Genomic DNA, 26,108 nt, shown 5'->3' with positions numbered 1-26,108 from the left:
AATCATTGTGACTGTGATTGGCCTGGCGGAACGCAGTGCAACTCGATGTTCCGATAGCCGGGCAATGTCAGGTGGGATGGCGCTGTGTGCACTTGATCGAGGCGCATCTCGCAGTGCTGATCAGGCTTGTTTCCCCAACGCACCGAGAGTCGGTCGCCCGGATTCACGCCACTGACGAAGATCTCGCCATTGGGACCTGCGATGCCGCGGCTCAAGCCGTCATTGCCGAACACGGTTGCCCCGAGCGGAACACGGATGTCCTCGATAAGAATGGGGTGGATCATCAAGCTGACGCCGCGACGGGTCTGAAAATCCACGCGCGTCAAGGCACCGCGCGTTGGCACTACGTTTCTGGAGATTCTGCTGGCATCAATGTCAGCGCCAAGATCATCGGTGCGCAGTGCAACCCGATTGGTCCGATACGCGCTGATGCCGCTGATCAGGCCGTAGCCGCGGCGATCCAGGCGAACCCCTGACTGATTCTCCAGGCCAAGACCGGCGCCATCCTGCGCGTGTACCAGGACATTGGTACGGTGCAGTGACTGTGCAAAGGTCAGGCCGTTGCGATGCAGAACCCAACCGCCGCGGACTCCCCAGTTGATCTGGGAGTAACCGTCCGCGAGCGTACCGCCGAACGTCGCGACACCCTTGCTGCCCATGTATCGCAGGTTTGCCGAGCCAGTATTGCCGGCATCGGTTCTGCCTATATTGACGCCATAGCCGAGCCGGTCGCCATCAAGCAGGGAGCCATTTACCCCGGATTGGTAGCTTGCGCCACCATGGCGCGAGTGACTGTAGGAGGCAGAACCGCTGTTACGGCGCTTGCCAAATCGATCGAGAGGCATGGATAGGGTCATGCCGAATGAACGGTCCGCGCGGCTGTAACGACTCTGGCTATGGCGAATGAACGCGCCAAAATTGACTGCGCCAATCTTGCCATTCAACCCCATTTGTAGTTCACGCTCGCGTTCGTTTGCACCCCAATAGTTCTGATTGTTGTAGCTGGCATTGAGCGTGTAGCTGTCGGAGATGCGCTGATTCAATGCGATTTCGAGGCGATTGCGCTTATTGTGATAGCGCTGGCTACGGATCAGTTGTTGCGCTGGCTCAGTCCACGAGGTGGCGTGGTCTGCAGATTCCATCGGGTCGTCGTAGCTGGTCTCGTAGTAGCCGTGACGCCACTGTGTGCGCTCTGCGGCTGCGTCGCTGAAATCGTAGTAGCCGGAGGTGGAATAGCGATGACCGACCAGACGGAATTCGGTGCCGTGTGCATTCAGCGATTTCGAGTACAGGAACCGGTAACTCTGGCCATTGCTGACCGTGCCTTGAGCCAGCCGGGTGCGGGCATGGACAAGGTCGATGGAAGCCGATCCAAACCGGCCGAGGCTCTGGGCCGCCCCAAGTGCTATCGCGCTGTAGTCTTCTGACAACAGCAGGCCAACATAAGGCGTAGTGTCCGATGCCAAGCCCAGCGCTGTGCTTGCCTGTACAAAACGCGGCTGGTAGCGGTCATAGCCATTGCGTAGTTCGCCGGCGTTGAATTCGTAGTGCAGAAAGCCTGGTCGGAGCATTGTTTCGACCGCGGAGAAAGATTGCCTGTAGCGTTGCAACGAGCCATCCGCTTCAACGATGGAAACCTCCAGCTCGCCGCTCATGCGGTTGGGCACTATATCGTCGATCTGAAAGGCGCCAGGAGCCACGTTCAGCGCATAGATGAGGCTGCCGTCCTGGCGGATCTCGACGCGCGCGTTGCTGGCGGCGACGCCGCGTACAACAGGTGCGTAGCTGCGCTGGCTGTAAGGCAGCATTTCGTCATCGCTGGATACCTGCACGCCGCGAAAACGAATGCTGTCAAAAACTCCGTATGCGGTATATGTGTCGCCAAACGTCAATCTGCTATGCGTGGAGCCGAGGTCGGTTTCTGCGCGAAAACCCTGTGTTTTCCAGTGCATCCCCCTGTCGCTGCCTGATCGGTTGCCACTGGAGGTATGCCGGAAACGCCACATGCCTGCATTGAGCGTGCTGTTGATCGATGCGAAAAAGTAGTTGTCGCTGCGCTGGCCCTGGTGATTGTTGTGCGCTCCATTGAGGGCATAGTCGACCAGTAGTGCGCTGACGCCTTGGTCTCGCAGTGCCACCGGAATGTGGCCGCGTGGCAGGTTGATCAGGTGCACCTGCGGAATACGTAGGTCCAGTCGCTGCTGGTTGCCGTTGTAGCTGACGTTTGCATCGGGAATGACTCGACCAAGCGCGACGCAGTCAGATGCGTCGGCAGCGCCGGTCTTGATATCCTCGAGACGTATGCCCCACTGTTCGACGCGATTACGTGGCAGGCATGGTTCGGTCCGGCCGGATGCGGATGTCGCGAACGTGATTTCTTCGCGAGCCACCTCATTGCCATTCAGATAGACGGCGAAGGGATAAGTGCCAGGGAGGATGGCACCGGGGCTGGACAGCGCGGCGACATCGGCGCGGTTGGCATCGCCGCGCAGAAAATCCAGATTGAAGTTCTCAGCGGCAACTACGCTGCCGATCCCAAGTGCGTTGATGGCGACCGCGAGCGGTGCCAGGCGAGGGGCCGCACTGCCCCCTCCTAGCGTTACACGGATTCTGCGAAGCATGATGGATATCGCGAAGTGGATCGGGGGCTTAGGACCGCAACGGCACGTCGGTGACATCGCTGATGCCGCCGTAGTCGTTGATGTAACCAAAGCGCAATGAGTGCGTATCGTTGAGTTTTAGTTTGGACAATGGGACCGAGAGCGTCTGGCCCGGAGCGATCATGTCCAGCTTGATGTCGTTACCGATGCCTGCTGTTGCCAGCCCTTGCAGGTGCGAGAAGGTGATATGCATTGGGCTGTCGTTGCGCACTTCCAGTTGCTGGCCATCTATACGCCACTGCAGGCTGCGGGCTGCTTCATGCAGTGTGGTGTCGAGTTCACGCGGTCGGTAGAACAGCTTGATGCGGGTGCGGATGGCCACCTGTAGGACGTTGTCGGTTTCTGCAGTGGGCGGAATCTCCTGCACGTTGATCCACAACAGTGATTCCTTGTCCTTTGGTAGTCCGCTGCCTGCGTAGATCACTCGAACCACCGCCTGTTCGCCCGGTGCCATCCGCATCAATGGCGGCGTGATAGCCATCGGCAGGTCCTGTGGGACCATGGAGTCGTCACCGGTGTCCAGCCAGGTCTGAACCATATAGGGCAGGGTGCTCTTGTTGGACAATGTCAGGGCGGCAGATGCGGACGTTGCGTCGTAGATCACACGTGTGGTTTGCACTTGCACTGCTGCATGAGCTGCAGTGGACAAGGAAAGGAAGAGCAGCGCGGCCAAGGCGATAGGCCACTTCGCTGCCTGGCAGATTGGGGCGTGCATGAAGTTCATTGGTCTTGCCTGGGAGTTGGACGATTGCGCGCGGGCGCTTGGAATCTTGTCCGCGGGGCTGGGAACGGCGATGCGTCATCAGCCCCGCGGTGAGAATCAGCGGTACTCGATCGAGAACGTCGAGTTCGCGTCGGCGACGCCTGCGCCAACATCCTTCTCGAAGGACTTGTAGCGAGCCTTCAGATTGACGGTTGCCTTGCCGGTGGCGGCAACGGTGACCAGTGCCGGGTCAATCAGGTCCTGGTTGATAGGGAAGAGTTTGTCGTTGTTGTCAAGGATCTCAATGCCAACGCCGGTTGCCTTGCTTACTGCGAGCAGTTCCGGATGGCCGCTTGGGGTGATGCCGTCAAAGCGCAGGGTGTAGGTGCCGGCTTCGCAGTTCTCCAAGTTGATGTTGAAGCTTTTGGGCGCGGAGACATCGCCAGCTTCCTTGAAGAGGGTGGTTGGAAAGGTGCCGATGGTGACGGTCTGGTCGACGCTGGCCGTGCTTACGTCACAGGTGGATTGGACGATCTCGCCCTTGAAAGTGATGGATCCCGATGCTGCCTGGGCCGCTGGTGCGGCCAGACAGGAGAGTGCCAGTGCAAGTGCGGCGGTCTTGAGAATGTTGGGGTTGGTAAGGTTCATCTGGTTTTCCTGCTCGTTGAGGGTGGTGCCGGCGCTACCTTTGGGATCTCGCAGGCATTCTGGTCAAGGGCGGCAGTGGCTGTGGAGCGTTTCGTTCTGGCTCTGAGTGAGACGCAGCATTGATTGCGCTTTTTGTCAGTGCCAGCGCTTACAGCTGCGGACGCGGTGGTTGGGGCATGCGGTGTTCTGCATGAGTGGGGGAATGGACTCACTGCCAATGCGGCGAGCGAGTGCGGTGGTGAAACAACTATTGGTCCGTTGACTCGCGGTTCTTGTCACGGAGTTCGCCGCCTCCGTTGCCGCGCCAGGTGACGATTGATTCATTTCTGAAGCGCTGGTTATCAATGGCGACACAGCGTTGGCAGAGCGACAGCGCCGTCGGAGCTTTGAGTGCTGTGCGACGCTGTTTACGAATGTGCTTTGGAGAACGCCTATCTTCTCTGCAGGGTTTTGGTAGCGATCATCCAATCGCTTGAACGCATCGGTGGAGTGCTGCCTAGCCTTGGCCGCGAGTCGCTGGGAAGTTAGAGCGGATGTGGAAATCGGATTCTTGCTTGCGCACTCGCAGCTCGGCTTCGGTGGACTTGATGGATATTGAGGTGATGAATTGCGTGGAGAAGGTTATGTTGCGTGGCGGAATTCGGCTGTAGGTATTTCCCAGCGGACCGGCGGCGAGAAGTGATGGTGCTGATGGAAATTATTGGCAATTGATGTGCGGCTTGCGCGATCCAGTTTCTGCTTGATGAGTGCGAGCACTGCATGGTCATTGGTGGTGAGGCCCGGTGGAGTGTGCTGTGCAATTGGATGAGCGCATGCGCGCGCGCCCGTTTACTGCTGTTCTGATGCTGGTTGCTTGCCGCGCTTGTGCGGTTGGCTGTAGGGATAGTTCGATTTCGCAGGTCGTCTTTTTTTCGGCAAGCGCTGGCCTATTTCTCTTCTCTTTCGCCAGAAAAAGGGGGCGTTGCGAACAAGTTCCACTCGTTCTCATTCGCCAAGGTCCTTGCAGGCGGCAAATCGTGAGATGGAGGCGAGGATTGATCGGCTTCGCTTTGAAGCGATGCGCGGCTATTCACACTGGGCCGAGGGAGAGCATCGGAGCTCCACCTGGATACTTTTGGCTATGTTGTGGTTGCCAGGCTCTCCCGGCGCTAGCTGATGGGGTGTCGGCTGTTGGGTATGTCCTGGTTGCAGCCCGGGAAGAGTGTGAGGTCGCGAGGAGGAGGGGCGGCCAGCCTCCATGAAGGGATGAAGGAAGCAGGCGATAGGTAGTTTCCTTACGATCTGTCACGAGGCTGTAATCGATTTCGGTGTTTACGAAGCACACGCGGTCTTCACTTCTTCCAGGTCTTCCGTCCTGCATGATGTCCCCGCTGCCTTGTTTGATACGGGCAGTGCATCAGGGGGAAGTGCAATGCTTTGGGACGAGGTTGTTGCGCCGTCATCAGGACGGGGGCGATTGGCGGATCTGTATGTGCAGTTGCAGGCGGTGCTCGATGCATTGCCGCAGATGGCTGCGATGGTTCACGACGGCGTGCCTGTGCAGGCCAACCTGCGCTGGCGTGAGTTCTTCGGCAATGATGCAGCGCTGGGCAGTTCGCGTGACTGGCTGGAGCGTGTGCACGCCGAGGAGCGTGCGCAGGCGATAGCGGCTTGGCGCGAGTTCCTGCTGCGCGGACATGCACCGGTATTTGAATGCCGTTTGCAGGATGAGGCCGGCATCGAGCGTTGGTTCGAGGTGCGCCTGGGGAGTCCGGGTGCAGGGGTGCCGTTGCAGGCAGTGACGATGACCGATGTAAGTGCTCGGCGCCACCTGCGTCAATCTCTGGAGCAGAGCCTTGATCTGCAGGATCGCATGCTCGACGCCAGTCTGGACTGCATCCAGGTGATCAACATCGATGGCTCGGTGCGGCATATGAATCGTTCCGGCTGCCTGGCATCTGGCTTGCCGCAGGATGCGCGTGTGTTCGGGATGCCGTGGACGGATCTGCTGCCCGCTGCTTTTCGCCAGAAAGGAAGGCGGGCGTTGGCCCAGGCAATGAGTGGGCGGGCGGCACGATTTGCAGGTCAAACCGGCAAGGAAGGCGCGCCGGTACAGTTCTGGGACAACATTCTTACCCCGATGTTTGACCGGCGAGGACAGGTCAACGGCATCCTGTGTGTGTCGCGTGATGTCAGTCGGCAACAGCATGCCGAGCGACGGCTGCGGATCGCCTGCGAGATCGATGAGTTGACTGGTTTGCCAAATAGGCGCTCGTTCAATCGCAGGCTGCGAGTCAGTTTGCAACGTCAGCGTGAGTGCAATGGCACCTTGGGCTTGCTGATCATCGATCTGGACCACTTCAAGCACGTCAACGACACACTGGGGCATTCGGCTGGCGACCATCTGCTGCGGGTGCTGGCCAAGCGGGTGGCCGGGCACCTGTCCGATGCTGCCCTGGTCACGCGCTTGGGCGGCGATGAGTTCGCGGTTGTGCTGGAGGATATTGCCGGTGAGGCCGAGTTGCTGCAGGTTGCCGAAGGCATCAGTTTGCTGGCGGAAAGCTCGGTGACCTATGCCGGGCAGGTGATCAATACCGGGATGAGTATTGGTTGCGCGCTGTACCCGCGCGATGCGCGGGATCCAGCCGAGTTGTTGAAAGCGGCCGATACCGCATTGAATGATCTGAAGGCCAATGGCCGCGGTGGCGTGCGTTTGTACAGCCGCCGGTTGATGGCCATAGCCGAGCTGGCGGCGAGCCAACGGCTGATGGCGCGGCAGTTGGTGCGCGATGGTGGCGTGGTGCCGTACTACCAGCCGAAGGTGAATCTGCAGGATGGTAGCGTAGTGGGCTACGAGGCGCTGCTGCGTTGGCCATGTGCCGAAAACAAGCGCATGGGCGCAGATTGCCAACTGGACGAGGCATTTCGCGACTATGACCTGGCCTCACGGCTGGCAGAGTCCATGCATCTGCAAGTACTGGCTGATATCTGCGCCTGGCAGGCGCAGGGCCTGGACGTGCCGCCAATCGCGATCAATGCGGCACCGGTTGAGTTTCTCCGTGATGACTTTGCCGAAACCCTGCTGGAGAAATTGCAGCGCTTCGATGTTGATCCGGTGTTGATCGAGTTGGAGGTCACCGAGCAGGTGCTTACCGATCGCGGCTCTGCATTCGTTGCTCGTGCATTGGGCTTGCTGAAAGAAGCAGGCATGCGGATCGCACTGGATGATTTCGGTACCGGGCATTCCTCATTGGCACATCTGCGCGACTACCCGATTGATGTGCTCAAGATTGATCGAAGCTTCGTCGCACGCATGGTGGATGAGCCATCGATCCGCGCGATAGTCGAAGCGGTCGGCAAGCTTGGGCCCAGCCTGCGTCTGGATCTGGTGGCAGAAGGGGTGGAGAACGCCAGCCAGCGACAGATCCTGATCGAGGCCGGTTACCGGATTGGCCAGGGCTTTCTGTACGACCGCGCGGTCGATGCCGCGCAGGTGGCGCAGCGCTTGCAGGGGCCGCGGAAGATGTCGACGGCCTGAGTCTCAATCGGCTTGGTTGTGCTGCGCCTCCACCAGCCGCAGCCAAGCCTGGGCCGCAGCGGACAGATAGCCGCCGCGACGCCAGGCCAGCACCATTTTCCAGTCCAGTTCCGGCTCATCCAGCGGCACGATCACTACATCCGTACGAGCGCGTGCGTTGGCAATCATGCGCGGCAGCAGGGCCACGCCCAAGCCGGCTGCGACCAGTGCGACGATGAAGTCCGGTTGCCCACTGCGGGTGACCTCGCGTGGGCTGAAGCCACGGGCCTGGCAGGCCTGGATGATGTGCCGGTTCAGCAGGAAGCCCTTCTCGAACAGCACAAAGGGGACGTCAGCGAGGTCCTGCAGCTGCAGGCTGGCCGAACCGGCGAGTGGATGCTGCTGCGGCAGCAGAGCGACCAGTGGCTCGGTGCGCACGGCTTGCCACTGCAGATCGTCAGCGACCGGCAGCAGGCTGGCAGCCAGCTCGATTTCACCTGCACGCAGGCTTTCCTCCAGCGCCTCGCTGCCACGTTCGAGTACGCGCAGCTCGACCTGCGGGTAGAGCTGGCGGAAGCGGGCAAATACCGGCGCGAACAGGATGTCGCTGCCTAGCGAAGCCAGGCCGAGGTGCAGCTCGCCGCGCTGCAGGTCGCGCAGTTCTTCCAGTTCCCGCAGCATGTCCTCGCGCTCGCCGAGCAGGGCCAAGGCGCGCCGATAGACGATCTGCCCGGCCGGGGTCAGCCGCACCCCATTGCGAGAGCGCTGCAGCAGCACTTCACCCAACTCGTCCTCGAGCTGGCGGATCGCCTTGCTGATGGTTGGCTGGGTCGCGAACACCGCCTCGGCGGCTGCCGAAAAGCCGTCATGGCGGACTACCTCCACCAGCATGCGTAGCTGCCTGATATCCATTCCTAGATGGAATCCATTGAATGCAATGAATTCATTTTATTTATGGATAAGTCCGGCGTACATAGGGGGAATGGAAACCTTGATGTCATCCTTGCGCCGCGGCCAGCTGGGCCTGCGCCGCGGGTTGCGGCGTAGCGCCTGTTTGCAGATATGCGTTCTGGTGGTGATCTGGCTGCTGGCTCAGACGTTGATGCAGCGCCTGGCTGTGCCGGTGCCAGCTGGCATCGTCGGCTTGCTGGTGCTGCTGCTGGCCTTCGCGTTGCGCTGGCTGTCACCGCGTTCGTTCGCGCGCGGTGCGCAATGGCTGCTGGCGGAGATGCTGCTGTTCTTCGTGCCGGCGGCAATGATCCTGCTCGACAATCGGCAGATGTTTGGCTGGCTCGGGGTGAAGTTGCTGCTGGTGGTGGTAGGCGGCACCTTGTTGGTGATGGCGGCCACTGCTTTGACCGTCGAGCTGTTGTTGGGTTGGAGTCAGCGTCGTGAGCATTGAAATGCTGAGCCAGCCCCGGTCGCAGGTGCTATGGCCGTTGTTCTGGGCGCTGGTGACGGTGTTGGCTTACCTGCTGGCCAAGAAATTCTATCTGCGCAGCGGGAAGCCTTGGGCCTCGCCCTTGATCACCGCGCCGCTGGCCTTGCTGGGCCTGGCGTTGTTGTTGCATGCCAGTTATCACGATTACCTGCGTGGTACGCACTGGCTGGTGGCGATGTTGGGGCCGGCAACCGTGGCATTTGCAGTGCCCATCTACCAGCAGCGCATGCTGATCGCACGCCACTGGAAGGTGCTGGGGGCGGGTGTGTTGGTCGGCAGCGGCGTGGCGATTGTCGCTGCCTGGATGATGGCTACGGCCCTGCATCTGTCGCCGGAATTGCGTTTGAGTCTGGCGCCGCGTTCGGTGACGACACCGTTTGCCATGGATGTATCCGGGCGTATCGGTGGCGTCCCTGAGTTGACCGCCGTATTCGTGATCATTACCGGTGTCTGCGGTTCGCTGTGCGGGCAGCTGTTGCTCAAGCTGCTGCCGGTGCGTAGCGCGATGGCCCGTGGCGCGTTGTTTGGCATGGGCGCGCACGGCATGGGCGTGGCCAAGGCGCGTGAGCTGGGCGAAAGCGAAGGTGCAATCGCCGGGCTGGTGATGGTGATGGCCGGCGTGTTGAACGTGGCCGTCGCCCCCCTGTTGGTGATGCTGCTGCAAGGCTGACGCCTGCAGGGCTTGAGTCAGGCAGGCGTATCGCCAGCTCGAGCGTTCTGCAGTGGTTCGCGTCGCCGCGCCAGAACCGCTTCGCGGTGGGCGATATAGGCGTTGGCGCCGAGGATGATCAGGGCACCGATCACGGTCCAGTGGTTCAGTGTTTCTCCGAACAACAGCCAGCCCATCACCACTACCAGCGGCAGCTGGGTGAAGCTGATCGGGGTGAGTGCGGAAACTTCGCCCAGCTTGAGTGCGCGGGTCCATAGCAGTTGACCCAGCGTGCCCATCACGCCGGTAGCCACCAACCACAACCAGGCGATGCCGCTCGGCCAGACCCAGACGAACACTGCCGGGATCAAAGATAAGGGCACCCAGAACACATAGGTGTAGAGCACTACGGTATCGGGGCTGTCGACGCGGGTGAGCTGTTTGATCTGGATCGCGACCAGTGCGCTGAGTACCGCAGCCATGACTGCGATCAGACTGCCGAGTTCAAAGCTGTGCGCTCCCGGGCGCACGATCACCAGTACGCCGATGAAGCCGACGATCACCGCGGCCCAGCGACGGAAGCGGACCTTTTCGCCCAGCCACAGCACGGCGGCGATGGTGACGAACAACGGCGTGGAGTAGGACAGGGAGATAGCCTGCGACAGCGGTAGGTTGCCGATGGCCCAGAAGCCACACAGCATCGAGGCCAGGCCAATTGCGCTGCGCAGGAAGTAGCGGGGCAACTGCTGGGTACGCAACGGCGCATGACCAGGCCGCAGCAGCATCGGCAACAGCGCCAGCAGGCCGAAGCTGTTGCGGAAGAACGCCACTTCCTGGGTGGGAACGTAGGCGGTGGCCAGGCGGATGGCAATGGCCATCAGGCCGAAGGCCATGGCGCTGCCGAACATCAGCAGGGCAGCGCGCATTGCGGTGGAGCGGGGTGCAGCCAAGGCAGTATTCACCAGCGGGCGCCGACCAGCCTTGGTTCGGGTTCAACCGGCACGCCGAAGGTTTCCAGCACGGCGGCCGACACGCGTCGCGCAAATGCCAGCAACTGGGCGCCGCTGGCGTTGCCGTGGTTGACCAACACCAGGGCGTGGTTGGGCGAAACCCCTGCGTCACCGTCGCGTTGGCCCTTGAAGCCGGCTTTCTCGATCATCCATGCCGCCGAGACCTTGCGATTGCTGGCATCGTTACCGGGGAACACCGGCAGTTCGGGGTAGTGCTGCAGCAGGACACTGATCTGTTCCAGCGGCAGGATCGGATTCTTGAAGAAGCTGCCGGCATTGCCGAGCACATCCGGGTCCGGCAACTTGCGCCGGCGAATGGCGATGACGGCATTGGCGACATCGGCCGAGACCGGCAGCTCGATGCCCATGGCCTGCAGTTCCTCGCGGATGCCCGCGTAGTCCAGCTGCAACTCATGCAGCAGCGGCAGGCGGAACTCGACGGCGGTGATCAGGTAGCGGTCTGCTTGCTGCTTGAACAGACTGTCGCGATAACCAAAGTGGCAGGCGTCCTGGTCCAGACGCACCCAGGCCTGTTCCTGCCGGTCCCAGGCGTCGACGACCTGGATGAACTCGCCGACCTGGACACCATAGGCGCCGATGTTCTGGATCGGCGCGGCGCCGACGGTGCCGGGGATCAGTGCCAGGTTCTCAAGCCCGGACAGGCCCTCGTTCAAAGACCACATGACCAGTTCGTGCCAGATCACCCCTGCGCCCGCGCGGACAATGGTGTGATCGGCGCGGTGTTCCAGCGCGGTTATCTCGCGGTTGTCGAACACCAGCACCACATCTTCCGGATCGGCGGCCAGCAGCACGTTGCTGCCGCTGCCAATCACCAGGAGTTCGGCGCCGGCGATGGCGGCCAGCGCTTCAGGCAGGGCGATGGGATCGGCGATACGCAGCATGCGCGGCGCATGCGCGTCGACATGGAAGGTATTGAGGTGACGCAGTGGAGCGTTCTCGGTCAGCGACCAAGCTGGGGCGGCATTCGTCATAGCGGTGCGACGGCGCCTCCCGACGGGGACTCGCGACGGCGACGGATGGCATTCACGCAATCGCCGATCAAGCTCGGGCCCTGGAAGATCAGCCCGCTATAGCACTGCACCAGCGCTGCGCCGGCTGCCATTTTGGCCACCGCGTCGGCACCGGAGCTGATGCCACCGACGCCGATCAAGGGCACCGACTCGGGCAGGCGCGCGCGCAGGCGGCGCAGTACCAGGGTGGATTGGCCCAGCAGCGGCGCGCCGGACAGACCGCCGATTTCCTTGGACAGTGGATCCGATTCCACGGTCGGTCGCCCAATGGTGGTATTGGTGGCGATGACGCCATCCACGCCGAGCTCGCCGAGGACACGGGCGGCTGCATCGATGTCGCGGTCACTCAGGTCCGGTGCAACCTTGACCAGCATCGGTACGCGCTTGCCGTGCTTTGCGGCCAGTTGCTCCTGCGCTTCGCGCAGGCCGGCAACCAGCCGCCGCAATGCCTGCTCTTCCTGCAGTTCACGCAGGCCGGCGGTGTTGGGCGAGGAAATATTGACGGTGATGTAGTCGGCCAGCGGATAGACCTTTTCCATGCAGGTCAGGTAATCCGACAGCGCATCCTCGTTGGGCGTGTCCTTGTTCTTGCCGATATTGATGCCGAGCGGGCCGGGCCGATGCTTGACCGCCTCCACGTTCTTCACCAGTGCATCCACGCCGAGGTTGTTGAAGCCCATGCGGTTGATGATGGCGTTGTGCCGCGGTAGCCGGAACAGGCGCGGCTTGGGGCTGCCGACCTGCGGGCGCGGGGTGATGGTGCCGATCTCGACATAGCCAAAGCCCAGCGCGAACAGGGCTTCGATGTGCTCACCGTTCTTGTCCAGGCCAGCGGCCAGACCAACCGGGTTGGGGAAGCTCAAGCCGAACGCCGTGGTCGGGAGCGGCTTGATACGGCCGGCAATCAACGGCGTGGTGCCGGTGCGCCAGGCAAGATCCAGCGCGGACAGGCCCAGACCGTGCGCGCGCTCGGCATCAAGGGTGAACAGGAAGGGACGGGCAATGGAATACATAAGCTCAGTTCAGCGTGCCAACAAAGGCGCGGGTTTGGTACTCGAAGGCAACCTTGCCATCGACCGCATGCGCATCGAAAAGACGCTGCAGGGCCTCCAGCATGGGGGAATGACGTTCGTGGCCGGCTTGCGGCGCGTACGAGGAGGACAGCAGGCGGCCACGCAGACCGTCGTAGTCCAGGTACTGCACATTCGGTAGGTGGGCCAGGCCGCGCAGTCCTTCGCCGAACCAGTCGCGCATGGTCTGGTCGTCCTGGTAGCGCTCGGCGACCTCGGTGTAATCGGTACCGTAGTCCTGCAACAGTTGCTCGTAGCCTGCCAGGAAGGGCGAGGTATCGAGCAGGCGCGAGTTCCAGTAGACCAGCGCCAGTCCGCCCGGGCGCAGGATGCGCATCCATTCGCGGCGTACGGCGGTGGTGTCGAACCAATGGAAGGCCTGCGCGGCGGCGACCAGGTCGACGCTGTGGTCGGGCAGGGTGGTGGCCTCGGCAGTACCGGCGACGGATTGCAGCTGCGGATACTCTGGCAGCAGCCATTGTTCGGCGGCTGCGCGCATTGCGGAGTTGGGTTCCACTGCGATCAGTGGATGGCCGGCAGCCAGGAACAACTCACTGGAAATGCCGGTGCCTGCGCCGATATCGGCGACCAGGGCAGTGCGGGACAGGCTGATATCGCCATGCAGCCAATGCAGCAGTGACGGCGGATAGCCCGGGCGATAGCGGACGTAGTCCGCAACACGGCTGCTGAAACGCTCGGTGGAATCGGATTGCCCCATGCCTACCTCAGTGATTCAGTGCTGCGATGCCGGCCAAGCCACCAAAGAACACGATGATGGCGATGACGAAGATGATACCGATCAGCCACAGTGCGGTGGCCAGCCAACCCAGCACCAGTCCGGCCACGGCCAAGCCGTCACCTTCCATCTGGCCGTTGCTGCGGCGGATCTCGCCACGTGCCATATGGCCAAAGATGATGGCGCAGATGCTGCCGATGGCAGGCAACAGGGTCCAGCCAAGAATGCCGGCGACCAGGCTGATCACGGCGTAGCTGCTGGTCTGACGAGGTGCAGGGATGCTCATCGGGAACTCCGTTTCAGCGAATTTAAGCCCCTCTCCCGCGCGCGGGAGAGGGGTTGGGGTGAGGGGAAGCATTTCAGCTCAGCTCTCTCCCGTTCCAACGCCCCGACCGAAGCCGGGGCAGGCACCATCAAAGATCGAACTTGATGCCCTGGGCCAGCGGCAGCGAGTCGGAGTAGTTGATGGTGTTGGTCTGGCGGCGCATATAGACCTTCCATGCATCCGAGCCGGACTCGCGGCCACCGCCGGTGTCCTTCTCGCCACCGAAGGCGCCGCCGATCTCGGCACCCGACGTGCCGATGTTGATGTTGGCGATGCCGCAGTCGCTGCCGGCAGCCGACAGGAACTTCTCGGCGGTCTTCAGGTTCTGGGTGAAGATCGACGAGGACAGGCCCTGCGGCACGCCGTTCTGCATGTCGATGGCTTCGTCCAGGCTGCTGTACTTCATTACGTACAGGATCGGGGCGAAGGTCTCGTGCTGGACGATTTCATCGCTGTTCTTCAGGCCGGTGACAATCGCCGGCAGCACGAAGTTGCCAGCGCGGTCGATGGCGGTGCCGCCGGTTTCGACGGTGCCGCCGGCAGCCTTGGCCTTGGCGATGGAGCCGAGGAACTGCTGCACGGCTTCCGGGCTGTTCAACGGGCCCATCAGGTTGGCCGCGTCGGTCGGGTCGCCGATCTTGCCTTCGACCTGCTTGTAGGCCTTGATCAGCGTGGCCAGCACGTTGTCGTAGATGGATTCATGCACGATCAGGCGGCGGGTGGTGGTGCAGCGCTGGCCGGCAGTACCGACGGCGCCGAACACGATGCCCGGCACGGCCAGCTTCTGGTCGGCGGTCTCGTCCATGATGATGGCGTTGTTGCCGCCCAGTTCCAGCAGGCAGCGGCCCAGACGCTGGGCAACCTTCTGGTTGACGGTGCGGCCGACCTGGGTGGAACCGGTGAAAGAAATCAGCGGCACGCGGCGGTCGTCAACCATCTTCTCCGACAGCGCGGTGCCGGCATCGTTGATCAGGAAGAACAGGTTCGGGAAGCCAGCACCTTCCAGCGCCTCATTGCAGATCTTCATCGTCGCAATGGCGGTCAGCGGGGTCTTGTTGGACGGCTTCCAGATGCAGATGTCGCCACAGATGGCAGCCAGGAACGCATTCCAGCTCCACACCGCGACCGGGAAGTTGAAGGCCGAGATGATGCCGACCAGACCCAGCGGGTGGTACTGCTCGTACATGCGGTGACCGGGACGCTCCGAATGCATGGTGTAGCCGTACAGCATGCGGCTCTGGCCCAGGGCGAAGTCGGCGATGTCGATCATCTCCTGCACTTCACCGTCGCCTTCCGGCTTGGACTTGCCCATTTCCAGCGCGACCAGCGAACCCAGCGCGTCCTTGTGCTTGCGCAGTGCTTCACCGCACAGGCGCACGGCTTCGCCGCGGCGCGGTGCCGGGGTGGTGCGCCATACCTTGTAGGCTTCCTGCGCGCGGGCGATGACGGTTTCGTAGTCAGCTTCGGTCGTCGCCTGGACCTCGGCGATCACTTCGCCGGTGGTCGGGTTCTGCGGCTTGAGGACGCCCGCGCCGGTGGCGGCGGACCATTCCCCGTTGCCCATGTAGGTGCCAGCGTTGGTGGCATCCAGAGCCAAGGCCTTGAGCAGCTCGGAAGACATTCAAACTCCTGTTTCTTAACGTTATTTTGGCGCCGTCGGAAAATGCGGGTGGGGCGACGGAGTGAGTGCCACATAGTATCAGAGTGGGCCGATTGGCCCCGCGCGCGCTGGGCTGGGGTTTGCGTCGGGAGCATGAACGAGCCGAACGCGGCAGGCGGCGCGGATTGCAGGACGGCAGAAGCTGTCCCTGAAGCCCGTTTTCAGCCATATTCGCCACCCTTGGTTGGGGTTTCCCCGGTTTGAACAGGATAGACAGATGAACGTGACGATTTCGGACGGGGTAGTAGTCGGCAACAAGCTGCCCTTCGTGCTGTTTGGCGGGCTCAATGTGCTGGAGGATCTGGACTCCACCCTGTACGCCGCCGAGCGTTACGTGGAGGTCACCCGCAAGTTGGGTATCCCTTACGTGTTCAAGGCCTCATTCGACAAGGCCAACCGTTCCTCGATCACATCCTTCCGCGGTGTCGGCCTGGAAGAAGGGCTGCGTATCTTCGAACAGGTCAAGCAGCGGTTCGGCGTGCCGGTGATCACCGATGTGCATGAAGTGGCACAGGCCGCGGCGGTCGCTGAAGTGGTGGACGTGCTGCAGATTCCGGCCTTCCTGGCCCGGCAGACCGATCTGGTGACGGCGATTGCCCGTACCGGCCGCGCGGTCAACATCAAGAAGCCGCAATTCCTCAGCCCGACTCAGATCAAGCACATCGTCAGCAAGATCCGCGAGGCTGGTAACGAGCAGATCATCCTGTGTGAACGCGGTGCCCAGTTCGGCTACGACAACCTGGTCGTGGACATGCTCGGCTTCCGCGAGATGATCGAAGCCACCGGCGGCTTGCCGGCGATCTTCGACGTCACCCACAGCCTGCAGCGTCGCGACGCCGGCAGCGAGGCCTCCGGTGGTCGCCGTCGTCAGGTGGTGGAGCTTGCGCGCGCCGGTATGGCCGTCGGCATCGCCGGCCTGTTCCTCGAGGCGCATCCGGACCCGGACAACGCGCGTTGCGATGGCCCCAGTGCGTTGCCGCTGGATGTGTTGGAGCCATTCCTGGCGCAGATCAAGGCGCTGGACGATATGGTCAAGGCGTTCCCGGTGTTGGATATCGCCTGATCAATTCGAAGGCTGTAGCCGGCTGCCGAGGATGGCAGCCGGTTGTTTGATGCCACCTTGAGCCGGTGGCTGTGCGGTGAACCCTGGCCTTCAAACCGATTGCCATGAAGCCAGGGGTGATGGCAAGGACGTAGGATTTCGGCATCGCGCGCTGCCCTCGTTGTGGTCACAGTGACCACAAGCGTTGAAGCCTGCCAAACTGCTGCGTCGTGCATTCCGGCCATGGGAGACCGGGCTAGTTCTGGTCCGGAAACCAACTCGGTGGCGCCCGGTGCCAGCGCCAGGCACTCTCGATGATTGGCGCCAATTCTGTCCATTGCGGCTGCCAGCCAAGCTGATCTCGTGCTTTCTGGCTGGAAGCAACCAGGCTCGGTGGATCGCCTGCACGTCTTGGCGCCACTTCATAAGGAATAGGCCTGCCAACAATTGTGGCGGCGGCGGCAATCACTTCGCGCACGGAGAAGCCTTGGCCATTGCCAAGGTTGAAGGCGTGTGCGCCCTCGTGCCGGTCCATGAAGTCCAATGCCAGCGCATGCGCCTGGGCGAGGTCCTGCACGTGCACGTAATCGCGTACGCAGGTGCCATCAATGGTTGCGTAGTCATCGCCAAAAATCTTCAGTGGCGGACCATCGGACAGTGCGGTACGCAACACGTTTGGAATGAGGTGCGTCTCGCACGCATGCGCTTCGCCGATGCCATGTTCGGGCAAGGCGCCAGCTGCATTGAAGTAGCGTAAGGCCACCGAGCGTAGCCCGTATGCGTGTGCGGCATCTGCGAAGAAGCGCTCAGCCATCAGTTTGCTGGCACCGTACGGATTGATGGGTTCCTTGGGGTGTTGCTCGCCGATTACGTCGTGGACTGGATTTCCGAAAATCGCAGCAGTGGAAGAAAATACCAGCTTGTTGACATCGTGGCGGCGCATTGCTGCCAGCAGATTCAGTGTGCCGGTGACGTTGTTCGCGTAGTAGTCATAGGGCTTGGCTACCGATTCACCAACGAGCGAGCGTGCGCAGAAGTGCATTACCGCGTCAAATCGATGTCCTTTGAAGGCGCGTTCCAGTGAAGCGGGGTCCATTAAATCAGCGCGGACCAGTTCACCCCAGTGAACGGCCCCGGCATGCCCGGTGGACAGATTGTCGAGCACGGTTACGGTGTGGCCATGCGTAGCAAGCCACTGCGCCATGTGGCTGCCGATGTAACCGGCACCACCGCAGAGAAGAATATTGGTGCTCATATTGGATGTATTGACCGATTGAAGGGGAGGGAGCGCTACGGGTGCGCAGCGTCGGATCGATGAAATCCGACGTTGCATCTTTCCTGTCCGCACAGGCAGGCCGGACCATGAGCTGGGAGTGATCCGTGGTGGCCAGGTTGCATTGGTGACTGATCCAACAAATCCCGCGCATGCGTGGTCGCGTTGAAATCTGATCGCCGCTGCGATGCAGGTGGATGCTGCGTGTCTGGAAGTACCCGGAATGAAAAAACAGATCCTGCTCGCTGCGATATCCAGAACGCGCAAGCGATTCTTCGGGCTGATTTCATCAACCTTTAGAGTGAGTATCCCAAGGTGTACTGGGAGCTCTTCGCCAACAGGACAAGCGTGCCGATCAGGATGAAGAAGCCAATGAACGCGAAGTTCTTGATCGTTTGGGGAATGCTCAGTCGCAATGCCATCAACGCTGCCTGCAAAGGCAGGATCAAAAGCAGATAAGGCATGTAACGCTCAGAAAAATCCGCACTGCTGATCCCGAACAAGACCAATGACAACAGCAGAAGGGTGAACTTGTGCAAGGTCCGGTTGCTGCTGCGACTTGGGCGATCTATCAGCAGGAATGCCACCGAGGAAACCGTGCAGATCCAGAAATTGGCTGTTTTCCAGATCGCTTCGATGTGTGACTGGTGGCCCTGCAAAAAATACAATGCGAACTTGTCGGATATTCCTGAGATGCCAAGCAGGCTGACGATATAGCCGATGATTGACGATGAGAGCGTGGAGGCAGCCAGTGCCAGTATCGGCAGGGCCAGATAGATTCCATCGCGATCGAAAATGCGCAGTGCGAATAACGGAGCTGCAAGAAGAATGATCGACGACCAGTGCAGTCCAATCGATATCGCTATCAGTATGCTGGCGCGAACAAACCGCCGCTCGAAGAACAGGAACAACCCAAGTGCGCCAATGGGTGCAGCCAAGGCCTGGCGCATTATGTTTCCGGTGTAGACAAGGAAAAATGTAAGAAACGCCAAGGCAAATATGCCACTGTGGATGCCCGATGGCTTGGCGGCTCTTCTGTACAACAATGCTGCCAGGACAAAGACAAGTACGTAGTTGGCAATGAGCCATGCTCGCGGCGAGAGAAAATGGCGCAATACGCTTTGCAGGGGCCACCACAGGATTTCTGTATTTCCATAGATCAGCGCACCTACCTGCCATGAGCTGGAGATGTCATCCAGTTGGACATAGGTGCTGATGTATCCAACGGTGTCGTTTCCTGCATCCAGTGGCCTCATTGCCACCTGCACAAACCCGTAGATGAATATCGGTAGTGCCAGCAGAAGATATAGCGGCGCGCGCCGACCGGTGCCCTCGCTGCAGGCGTAGACAGGTGAATTGCCGGCACAGAGGAAGGTCAGCAAGGCTCCAAATACCATCGGCATGCATAGCAGTCCGAGCTCCTCGATGCTCATCGGGTTGCCGTCGCTGGTTGGATGAACTCTGAAAGACCGTATACGGTGAGAAGCCCTGTGCCGAAGCGTTCGATGGAGAAGCGGGTTTTTGCCTCCGCGATAGCTGCATTCGCAAGCCGGTGCAGCGCCAGCTCATTGCTGGTGATGCGCTCGATGATCGCCAACGCCCCGGCCGCGCTATCGAACAGCAAGCCGGTACGAGCGTGATCAATGACATCCACGTTTCCTGTGCAACGCGTTGCAAGTACCGGTATGCCGCAAGTCATGGCTTCGATGATGGAAACCGGCAAGCCTTCCCATTGCGCGGTTGATAGGTATAAGTCACTCGACCGCAGCAATTCCTTCACCTGGTGCCTGGGCTTCCAGCCACTGACGACCACGCCGGAATGCCGAAGTTCGGAAACCAACGCTTCATCACCGTCGCCAATCCACAGGAACTCAACCGGCAATTGTCTGCGTTTGCAGCTACGCGCGATCTCTGCAAACAGCTTCGGATTTTTCTGTGCGCGGACTCCACCAACCGTGACCAAGTTCAGTATGTGAGTAGCAGCGGTGGTAGCACGCAGTGGTTCTGTTGTTGCTTCCGCCAAATCGAAGTCGACTGCGTTCTCCAGCAGCCGCGCATCCTTTCCAATCCACTTCCGGATCTCATTCTTTTCGCTCGCCGAGCAGGCCAGGTAGGTGCAGTCGGTGATGCAGGCCATACGCTCAAGCATGGCGAAGGCATACCTGCGAAGGTTGATGTCCTGCCGCATCATCGAGATGCAATGTGGGCTATAGAAAATGCGAGTCTTGAAGGGTAGGGCGAGCGCCGATATCCTGCCAAGAAAGCCCGCGAACGAGGAATGCAGATGGATGACATCTGGCCGGATCGACAACACCAATCGGCGCAGCTGCACTGTCGCAGTGATGGTTGCTCGGGCTGACATTGGCACCGGATGTAATGTCACTGATGCACGGAACAGTTCCTTCAGGCAGGCAGGTGTTTCAGGGCGCGGCGAATATACAACGTGCACACGCAGGCCTGCGTCGGCCAGGAGATTGGCGCTGGCGCAGACCATCGACAGGGTGCCGGTCGCGGTTGCTTCAACCACATGAACAATGACTTTCATTATTGGCTCATTGCCGCTTCAACAAGTGCGCGCATGTCGTAGAGACGCGCATCCACTGCGAAGGGCGGAGCACCCCTTGGATAGTCATTGAGCAGCCTATCGGCTGCTCGCTCGATAAGATCCGAATCGGGTTTGGATAGCAGGACGATGAACGAAGCTTCGCCAAGCCATGTCTCGATCAGGTTCTTTACCTTGCTGTTGTTGTTGTTCAGGGCAATGCACGGCGTGCCGGTGATCGCACAGAAGATGACGCCATGCAGCCGGTCGGTGATGACCATCCTGGACTCGGCATAAGTCCCCCATATCTCCATTACCGGTTGATGGCGATCGGCGAGGCCATGGTGCAGGTTGTCGATATTGGTGTCATGGAAGACCAACTCCATGCCTCTTGCATCGGCCAGCGCTTCGATGGCCAATGCCTGCTTCGTATCGAGGCTGGATTCGTTGTCCCGGCGGATTGACAGGGTGATCCTTTCATTGCGAAAAAGGCTGGTCTGCATTGGCGGAAGCAACAGTACGATGTCCGGCCAAAGCACGATGCGCTTGGTAGGAAATATCCTGTTCATTTGTTCGAAGCTTGGCTTGTCGCGCGCAATCAAGGTCAGCTTGGGGTGCCGGTTGTATATCCGCGTCGATTGATCAAGGTAGCGTGCCCCGGAGTGCGTCGGTTCGAAGTACGTCGACTGCGGGAAAACGATGATGTTCGCGCGCGCGAACTTCCGAATCAGGAATCTGCGCTGCAGCTCAGCTTCCGGATAGATGGTTCCGAGGTTCCCGCCGCCGGTTAGAAAAATTATGTCTTCCCCGGAAATACACTTCGCCACTTCACGCGCTGCCTCGTAGGTCAGGCCATGCGGTACTTCAACGATGGCGTAATCGGGAAGCTGGCGCTCCAGCAACGAGCGCTGCGCGATGCCGATCGCGAGGTCCCCAAGATTGCCAAGATCAGGCACCATGAACACAAAGGCGGTCTTCCCAGTCCGCTGGATACTGTCCATTCCGCGCAGCGGCTTGAAGTAATGGCGCAACAAGTTGACGGCCGACCAAGGAATCAGGCGTTTGCCACCACTGCCGAGGGCCAGTTCCAACCCAAGCAGCAGTAGGGTCAGCTGGTTGCGGATAAGAAAAACGTAAAGCTTTCCTTTCAGTCCAAGCCCATGCAAAGACGGTCTGCAGGTCTTGTCAACGGCGGCCAGCAGCGCCCCGGTCTGGGCATACTTCCTGCGAAGTCCAATGGACGTATTCGCCACGACTGACTTGATCTGCCATTTCGTGTCCATATAGGTGTTCAGAACCGGATCGAAGCTCACGAGACCATCTCCCGCTTCGAGCCAAGTACCAGCCAGTTGCGCAGAAAGATCATCATTGACGCTGGAAGTGCACCAGCGACCACGGACTTGGCGATGTACAGGTAGTCGATGAGGCCTGCACCCAGCTGCGGGTAATAGGCCAGCCTTACCTTGATCTCGCCAATTCTGTTGCGTAGCTTGCGCTTTTGGTAGTCGGCAGGGTTGACCCGGTAGTTGAGAAGAACTTCATCAAGAATGTAGATGCGTTTTTCTGCAAGATTCAATTTGCACCAGAGGGCCAGATCCTCTGCGCGATGATGATCGTCGTACAGTCCCGCCGCGATGATATCGCTGCGACGGAACATGACCGACGGATGGATCGGTACGTCACCGCGCATAAGGTTGGATGCGGTCTTCTCGCCTGCGCTGCCCAACAGTCTTCCAGTGTTGTTCTTATCGGAAAACTCAATCGCCAAAGAACCGATAACGGTATATTCCGGGTGCGCGACCAGGAAATCGTACAGCTTCTCAAGCCGGTCTCGTGCAGCAATATCGTCAGTGTCCATCCGCGCTACATACTCCGATCTTGCGCTGCGGACTGCTGAATTCAGCGAATGAACCAGACCTTGGTTGCCGTCATTCTGCAGGATGCGGATTCGCGAATCGTTGAAGCTGGAAGCAATCGCCTGCAGGTCATTGCATCCGCCGTCATCGACGATCAGTAGTTCGAAGTCATGCAGGGTCTGATCCAGCATGCTCTGGATCGATTGCGCGAGGTGGACGGGATCTGTGTTGAACTCGGCCATGACTATCGAAACGGCTGGCGTGGACATCTGTACTCCTGGGTTTTGCTTTTGACTTGGGCGACGTTGTTGAATGAGCGGTTCATTGAAATATCTCCCGCCTGCGGATGAATACCAGCATCGCGAACAGCATCAGCACGCAGAGCTCGGTGATGACAGTGGACACTGCCGCGCCGATTGCGCCTTGGCTTGGGATCAGGGCGAAGTTGCAAGCGATGCATACCACGGTGCAGATTGCCTTCATCCGCACCCGGGTCATCATCTGCTGGCCGGTGGTAAGCACCGCACCAATGCTGGTGCTCAGGAATCGCAGAACAATGCCGACTGCCAGAAGCCGCAGGATTGCGTCGGCGTCCTTGTAGGCCGCGCCGTAGGCAGTCTGGACGATGGTTGATGACGTAGACCAGACGAGGATCGCTCCGGTCAGCCCTGCGATCCCCATTGCGCCAGTGCCCAGTTTGGAAGCGAGGAGAAGCTTTGCCTTGTCGTGGTGCGCCCAGCGATGAAGCTTGGCCAGCAGGAACTTCGTGTAGAAAACGGAAGGCAGAAGGTAGATTGCGTTCATTATGTTGAACGCGGCAAAGAACAAGCCTGCAGCGCGTTCGTCAGCCAACTTCAGCAAGAGAATGTTGCTGCACTGGAAGTACACGATGTACAGCAGGCTATCAGCGCAGAAGGGCCATGCCGCGCTCAGCATCTTGCGGGTACCAGGTGCGCAGTTGGTCGATGCATCCAGCGGAGCTGATGCATGACCACTTAGAGTGATCCTGTTGTTTGCCATGCTGCGAATGTGCAGATATGCGCATGCGACGACGATGCAGGCAACCGTTGAGTAGATGATCGAGGCCTGTATCAGCAAGTCCCCATGTTGAACGTTGAGAACTATCAGTATGAGTACCAGACGCGCCGCATGATGCCCAGCCTGCCAGAGTGACATCAGCAGGAACCGTTCTTCAAGCTGGAGTTTGGCGGCAACCAACTCCACCGCAGCGAACCCCAGGATACTGGGTGCCAGAAAGAGCAAGGCGAGTGCGCTACGCTGATCAGCGGTAGTGAACGCTGCAATAAGGACAAGCGCAAGCATGCTTGCACTTGCCGTCAGCGACAGAAGCTTGATTGAGGCTGGCATCCATCTGATTGCATGTGCCCCCTCTTTGCCGAACACGCTGAGCCAATATGTCTGTAGACCGAAGCCCGCGACTTGTGACAGCAGGATGCATTGCGCCAGACCAGCGCTGAAGTTTCCGTAGTCCTCCGGCCCCAGGTGTCTGCCCAGTGCTGCCTGGGTCAGAAATGCCAGGCCTGCACCGACCAGTGCGCCGCCCCACAGAAGCAGTATCTGTAGCAGCGAGCGAATGCTTCCGCTGAGACTTGTCGAGGGGACGTGTGGCACAACGTCAGATGCGGAATGCAGCTGTGTGTGCGTCGGGGGCGGCGTTGTTGGAGCTTTCAAGACCATTTCTCAACTACGAATTCCTGCCTTGGCTTCAGGCGTGCGCTGTCTGATGAGGTTTGTGCACAACGCGGTTCGCCGTTGCTATTGCCAATTCCTAATAGGCATTCTTGTGCACGAAGCCCTTGAAGATCGTCAGAAGTACGATCTTCATGTCGAACCAGAACGACCAGTTCTCGATGTAGAACAGGTCCGCCTCGATTCGCTTGTGCAGATCGGTTGAACCACGCCAGCCGTTGACCTGGGCCCAGCCGGTGATGCCGGCCTTGACCATGTGTTTTTTCATGTAGGCCGGTATCTCATGCTTGAACTGGTGCACGAACACTGGGCGCTCGGGGCGTGGCCCGACAATGGACATATCGCCGCGCAATACATTCAAAAACTGCGGAAGTTCATCCAGGCTGGTCTTTCGCAGGAACGCTCCAACTTTGGTGGCGCGGTTCTCACCGGCTTTGGCCCATACTGCGCCGGTGCCGGTTTCTGCATCTACCGGCATCGATCGGAACTTGAGCATCTGGAACGTCTTGTTGTTCCAGCTCATGCGTTCCTGGCGATAGAACACCGGTCCGGGCGAGCTGAGCTTCACTGCGGCCGCAATCGCTAGCATCAGCGGACAGATCAGTAGAAGTATCAGTGCGGCCAGGATGCGATCTTCCAATGCTTTGAGAAGGCGGGCGTTCCCTTGCAATGGCGTTTGCTGAAGATTGATTATCGGTAAGCCGGCCAGTTGCTCGATGGAATGGTTGAGCAATTGGATTCCGTACATGTCCGGCACAAACTTCACATCTGTAGTGCAGTGCGCCAGTTGGTTGAGAACCAGCGCGATCTTGCCCTCGTCGCGCATTGGCAATGCAATCCAGACCTGATCGATGTCATTGGTTTCGACGTAGCTTCCCAGGTCCTGCAACGTACCAAGAAGTGCGGTAGGTTCTTCAATGATGCAACGGTCGACACGGGTTGAGAACCAGCCAAGAATTGTGATGCCCGCGCAAGAGCTGCTCTGCAGTACATCAACTATTTTCTGCGTATCGGGGGTAGCCCCTACGATCACCGCCGTGCGCAGATCGCTGCCGGTCGCGCGGGCCATTGCTGCTGCGGCGCGAATCACGAAGCGCAGGGCAACTACTGCAGTGATACTCAGCAAAAGCCAGATTTGTATCCACTGAATGACGTGGCTGTCCGGCAATGCGATAGCAGAAACGTAGGCAAACAAGCTGCCGAAAATGACTGCCCACCGCAGCAACAATTGAACGAGTTCTGTGTGCAAGCCGCGGCCGCGCCAATTGCGGTAGAGCTTGGATGCGCCAAGCACCAGCAGGCTCAGCAACATCGTGATTGCAATCAATCGCCAGTAATTAACAGACAGTTGCGTTTCGCCGAATTGCAACCGGTAAGCCACCAATGCAGTGATCAGCAAGAGCAAAGGATCACTGATTTTGAGAATCATCCCGAATGTAGTGGTCAGCCGTCCTGAAGCGGCTTTCCATTGCTCATGATGTGGCTGAGGAGGGGCGGTCCACATGGAACTTCTTCTTTCTTGCGTGGGTGGGTTGCGACTGAAATGGGCGTTGGTGCTGGCGAAAAGCTCGCTACGCCAACTAATTCCGACCAAGTCGCAAATATAGAGTTACACTTGCTCTCGAATGGTATCAGTTTGTGTCAGTGGATACACTTGGCCCCGCCAGGCTTCGGTAGTGAGCATTGCGTAAGGTTTTCCCTGCTCGGTGCGTTGCATTGATTGAGGCGGCGCTTTCCCCCAGGTGCTCATTCGTGCGCACGAAGCAACCTGCTTGGCTGCAATTCCGCAGCAAGAAGTCCCGAGGTCTTTAGGTGTTCAAAAATCTGTTGCTTGTCTGCGTTGGCAACATTTGCCGAAGCCCTACGGCCGAGATCCTGCTACGTCACCAGCTGAAAGGGCGCGATGGCATTCTCGTCGCGTCGGCTGGGTTGCAGGCGTTGGCTGGGCACGCGATGGATGCCGAGGCCGCGGCACTACTGCGTGAGCGTGGCTACGATCCTGCTCCACATCGAGCGCGGCAGATAACACCGGCAATGCTTGGCGCTGCAGATCTGATTCTGGCAATGGAGCGCGCGCATCTTGCGCAGATCGCGCGAGAGGCGCCGCAGGTCAGCGGAAAGGCGTTCCTGCTGGGGCGCTGGGACAACATCGAAGTACCCGATCCGTATCGACAGCAGCGCATCGCCTTCGAGCACGTCTATGGCTTGATGGAGCAAAGCGTCGCTCGTTGGGTCAATTACATCTCCTAGCCGCCT

General features: G+C 59.8%; 22 protein-coding genes. 5 read left to right on the top strand and 17 right to left on the bottom strand.

Annotated features, from left to right (window positions below; translation table 11 throughout):
- Positions 1-2: 2 nt before the first annotated feature.
- From ACVOLV_RS10885 to ACVOLV_RS10875, 3 genes are all read right to left on the bottom strand, one after another.
- Complete coding sequence (locus tag ACVOLV_RS10885) at positions 3-2,621, bottom strand: fimbria/pilus outer membrane usher protein (protein ID WP_481554413.1); 2,619 nt, start codon at positions 2,619-2,621, stop codon at positions 3-5.
- Positions 2,622-2,649: 28 nt separating this feature from the next.
- Positions 2,650-3,279 (bottom strand): fimbrial biogenesis chaperone, encoded by a 630-nt coding sequence (locus tag ACVOLV_RS10880; RefSeq protein WP_481554412.1) that lies wholly within the window; start codon positions 3,277-3,279, stop codon positions 2,650-2,652.
- 201 nt (positions 3,280-3,480) lie between these two features.
- Positions 3,481-4,011 carry a fimbrial protein gene (locus ACVOLV_RS10875; protein ID WP_481554411.1) on the bottom strand — a complete coding sequence of 177 codons (531 nt, stop codon included), beginning with the start codon at positions 4,009-4,011 and terminating at the stop codon, positions 3,481-3,483.
- A gap of 1,456 nt (positions 4,012-5,467) precedes the next feature.
- On the opposite strand from ACVOLV_RS10875, the gene ACVOLV_RS10870 reads away from it, so the two are divergent.
- The gene (locus ACVOLV_RS10870; RefSeq protein WP_481554410.1) at positions 5,468-7,528 is read left to right on the top strand and encodes a putative bifunctional diguanylate cyclase/phosphodiesterase; all 2,061 of its coding nucleotides are present in this window, start codon (positions 5,468-5,470) and stop codon (positions 7,526-7,528) included.
- 3 nt (positions 7,529-7,531) lie between these two features.
- On the opposite strand, the gene ACVOLV_RS10865 is transcribed toward ACVOLV_RS10870, so the two are convergent.
- Complete coding sequence (locus ACVOLV_RS10865) at positions 7,532-8,419, bottom strand: LysR family transcriptional regulator (protein ID WP_481554409.1); 888 nt, start codon at positions 8,417-8,419, stop codon at positions 7,532-7,534.
- Positions 8,420-8,501: 82 nt separating this feature from the next.
- Here ACVOLV_RS10865 and ACVOLV_RS10860 point away from each other — a divergent pair, with 82 nt between their 5' ends.
- Positions 8,502-8,909: a CidA/LrgA family protein gene (locus ACVOLV_RS10860; RefSeq protein WP_481554408.1), complete on the top strand. Its 408-nt coding sequence runs from the start codon at positions 8,502-8,504 to the stop codon at positions 8,907-8,909.
- Entirely contained in the window at positions 8,899-9,618 is a 720-nt protein-coding gene (locus ACVOLV_RS10855) for an LrgB family protein (RefSeq protein WP_481554407.1), read from the top strand. Before ACVOLV_RS10860 ends, ACVOLV_RS10855 begins: the two co-directional genes overlap by 11 nt.
- A gap of 17 nt (positions 9,619-9,635) precedes the next feature.
- Here the strand turns inward: ACVOLV_RS10855 and ACVOLV_RS10850 are convergent, their stop codons facing one another.
- The 6 genes from ACVOLV_RS10850 to amaB form a co-directional block, all read right to left on the bottom strand.
- Complete coding sequence (locus ACVOLV_RS10850; RefSeq protein ID WP_481554420.1) at positions 9,636-10,523, bottom strand: DMT family transporter; 888 nt, start codon at positions 10,521-10,523, stop codon at positions 9,636-9,638.
- A gap of 32 nt (positions 10,524-10,555) precedes the next feature.
- Positions 10,556-11,599: a UDP-N-acetylmuramate dehydrogenase gene (murB, locus tag ACVOLV_RS10845; protein ID WP_481554406.1), complete on the bottom strand. Its 1,044-nt coding sequence runs from the start codon at positions 11,597-11,599 to the stop codon at positions 10,556-10,558.
- Positions 11,596-12,651: a quinone-dependent dihydroorotate dehydrogenase gene (locus ACVOLV_RS10840; RefSeq protein WP_481554405.1), complete on the bottom strand. Its 1,056-nt coding sequence runs from the start codon at positions 12,649-12,651 to the stop codon at positions 11,596-11,598. Before ACVOLV_RS10840 ends, murB begins: the two co-directional genes overlap by 4 nt.
- Before the next feature lie 4 nt (positions 12,652-12,655).
- Entirely contained in the window at positions 12,656-13,426 is a 771-nt protein-coding gene (locus tag ACVOLV_RS10835; RefSeq protein WP_481554404.1) for a class I SAM-dependent methyltransferase, read from the bottom strand.
- Positions 13,427-13,433: 7 nt separating this feature from the next.
- On the bottom strand, positions 13,434-13,730 hold the full coding sequence (locus tag ACVOLV_RS10830) for a DUF4190 domain-containing protein (RefSeq protein WP_303749754.1): 297 nt from the start codon (positions 13,728-13,730) through the stop codon (positions 13,434-13,436).
- Positions 13,731-13,857: 127 nt separating this feature from the next.
- Positions 13,858-15,390, bottom strand: a complete 1,533-nt coding sequence (gene amaB, locus ACVOLV_RS10825) for an L-piperidine-6-carboxylate dehydrogenase (RefSeq protein WP_481554403.1) — start codon at positions 15,388-15,390, stop codon at positions 13,858-13,860.
- A gap of 256 nt (positions 15,391-15,646) precedes the next feature.
- Here amaB and kdsA point away from each other — a divergent pair, with 256 nt between their 5' ends.
- Entirely contained in the window at positions 15,647-16,492 is an 846-nt protein-coding gene (gene kdsA, locus ACVOLV_RS10820) for a 3-deoxy-8-phosphooctulonate synthase (protein ID WP_481554402.1), read from the top strand.
- A gap of 235 nt (positions 16,493-16,727) precedes the next feature.
- Here the strand turns inward: kdsA and galE are convergent, their stop codons facing one another.
- The 7 genes from galE to ACVOLV_RS10785 form a co-directional block, all read right to left on the bottom strand.
- Positions 16,728-17,726 (bottom strand): UDP-glucose 4-epimerase GalE, encoded by a 999-nt coding sequence (gene galE, locus ACVOLV_RS10815; protein ID WP_481554419.1) that lies wholly within the window; start codon positions 17,724-17,726, stop codon positions 16,728-16,730.
- A gap of 314 nt (positions 17,727-18,040) precedes the next feature.
- A complete protein-coding gene (locus ACVOLV_RS10810) occupies positions 18,041-19,177 on the bottom strand; it encodes an EpsG family protein (protein WP_481554401.1) in 1,137 nt (378 codons plus the stop codon).
- Entirely contained in the window at positions 19,174-20,289 is a 1,116-nt protein-coding gene (locus ACVOLV_RS10805) for a glycosyltransferase (RefSeq protein ID WP_481554400.1), read from the bottom strand. The genes ACVOLV_RS10810 and ACVOLV_RS10805 overlap by 4 nt, the downstream gene beginning before the upstream one ends.
- Positions 20,289-21,599, bottom strand: a complete 1,311-nt coding sequence (locus tag ACVOLV_RS10800) for a polysaccharide pyruvyl transferase family protein (protein WP_481554399.1) — start codon at positions 21,597-21,599, stop codon at positions 20,289-20,291. Before ACVOLV_RS10800 ends, ACVOLV_RS10805 begins: the two co-directional genes overlap by 1 nt.
- Positions 21,596-22,411, bottom strand: coding sequence for a glycosyltransferase (locus tag ACVOLV_RS10795; RefSeq protein ID WP_481554398.1), 816 nt, complete (start codon positions 22,409-22,411; stop codon positions 21,596-21,598). The genes ACVOLV_RS10800 and ACVOLV_RS10795 overlap by 4 nt, the downstream gene beginning before the upstream one ends.
- A gap of 52 nt (positions 22,412-22,463) precedes the next feature.
- Entirely contained in the window at positions 22,464-23,834 is a 1,371-nt protein-coding gene (locus ACVOLV_RS10790; RefSeq protein ID WP_481554397.1) for an oligosaccharide flippase family protein, read from the bottom strand.
- A 97-nt stretch (positions 23,835-23,931) separates the two neighbouring features.
- On the bottom strand, positions 23,932-25,356 hold the full coding sequence (locus ACVOLV_RS10785; protein WP_481554396.1) for an undecaprenyl-phosphate glucose phosphotransferase: 1,425 nt from the start codon (positions 25,354-25,356) through the stop codon (positions 23,932-23,934).
- Between the two features lie 308 nt (positions 25,357-25,664).
- On the opposite strand from ACVOLV_RS10785, the gene ACVOLV_RS10780 reads away from it, so the two are divergent.
- Positions 25,665-26,102, top strand: a complete 438-nt coding sequence (locus ACVOLV_RS10780) for a low molecular weight protein-tyrosine-phosphatase (RefSeq protein WP_481554395.1) — start codon at positions 25,665-25,667, stop codon at positions 26,100-26,102.
- Positions 26,103-26,108 lie beyond the last annotated feature (6 nt).

Source organism: Stenotrophomonas sp. STEN023 (assembly GCF_056760135.1).
This window is presented reverse-complemented; position numbering and strand designations above follow the sequence as displayed.

Bases quoted from the DNA above. Each gene is read 5' to 3' on its own strand.
- ACVOLV_RS10885 (WP_481554413.1), bottom strand. From the start codon at position 2,621: ATGCTTCGCAGAATCCGTGTAACGCTAGGAGGGGGCAGTGCGGCCCCT.
- ACVOLV_RS10875 (WP_481554411.1), bottom strand. From the start codon at position 4,011: ATGAACCTTACCAACCCCAACATTCTCAAGACCGCCGCACTTGCACTG.
- ACVOLV_RS10865 (WP_481554409.1), bottom strand. From the start codon at position 8,419: ATGGATATCAGGCAGCTACGCATGCTGGTGGAGGTAGTCCGCCATGAC.
- ACVOLV_RS10860 (WP_481554408.1), top strand. From the start codon at position 8,502: ATGTCATCCTTGCGCCGCGGCCAGCTGGGCCTGCGCCGCGGGTTGCGG.
- ACVOLV_RS10850 (WP_481554420.1), bottom strand. From the start codon at position 10,523: ATGCGCGCTGCCCTGCTGATGTTCGGCAGCGCCATGGCCTTCGGCCTG.
- murB (WP_481554406.1), bottom strand. From the start codon at position 11,599: ATGACGAATGCCGCCCCAGCTTGGTCGCTGACCGAGAACGCTCCACTG.
- ACVOLV_RS10840 (WP_481554405.1), bottom strand. From the start codon at position 12,651: ATGTATTCCATTGCCCGTCCCTTCCTGTTCACCCTTGATGCCGAGCGC.
- ACVOLV_RS10835 (WP_481554404.1), bottom strand. From the start codon at position 13,426: ATGGGGCAATCCGATTCCACCGAGCGTTTCAGCAGCCGTGTTGCGGAC.
- ACVOLV_RS10830 (WP_303749754.1), bottom strand. From the start codon at position 13,730: ATGAGCATCCCTGCACCTCGTCAGACCAGCAGCTACGCCGTGATCAGC.
- amaB (WP_481554403.1), bottom strand. From the start codon at position 15,390: ATGTCTTCCGAGCTGCTCAAGGCCTTGGCTCTGGATGCCACCAACGCT.
- kdsA (WP_481554402.1), top strand. From the start codon at position 15,647: ATGAACGTGACGATTTCGGACGGGGTAGTAGTCGGCAACAAGCTGCCC.
- galE (WP_481554419.1), bottom strand. From the start codon at position 17,726: ATGAGCACCAATATTCTTCTCTGCGGTGGTGCCGGTTACATCGGCAGC.
- ACVOLV_RS10810 (WP_481554401.1), bottom strand. From the start codon at position 19,177: ATGAGCATCGAGGAGCTCGGACTGCTATGCATGCCGATGGTATTTGGA.
- ACVOLV_RS10805 (WP_481554400.1), bottom strand. From the start codon at position 20,289: ATGAAAGTCATTGTTCATGTGGTTGAAGCAACCGCGACCGGCACCCTG.
- ACVOLV_RS10795 (WP_481554398.1), bottom strand. From the start codon at position 22,411: ATGTCCACGCCAGCCGTTTCGATAGTCATGGCCGAGTTCAACACAGAT.
- ACVOLV_RS10785 (WP_481554396.1), bottom strand. From the start codon at position 25,356: ATGTGGACCGCCCCTCCTCAGCCACATCATGAGCAATGGAAAGCCGCT.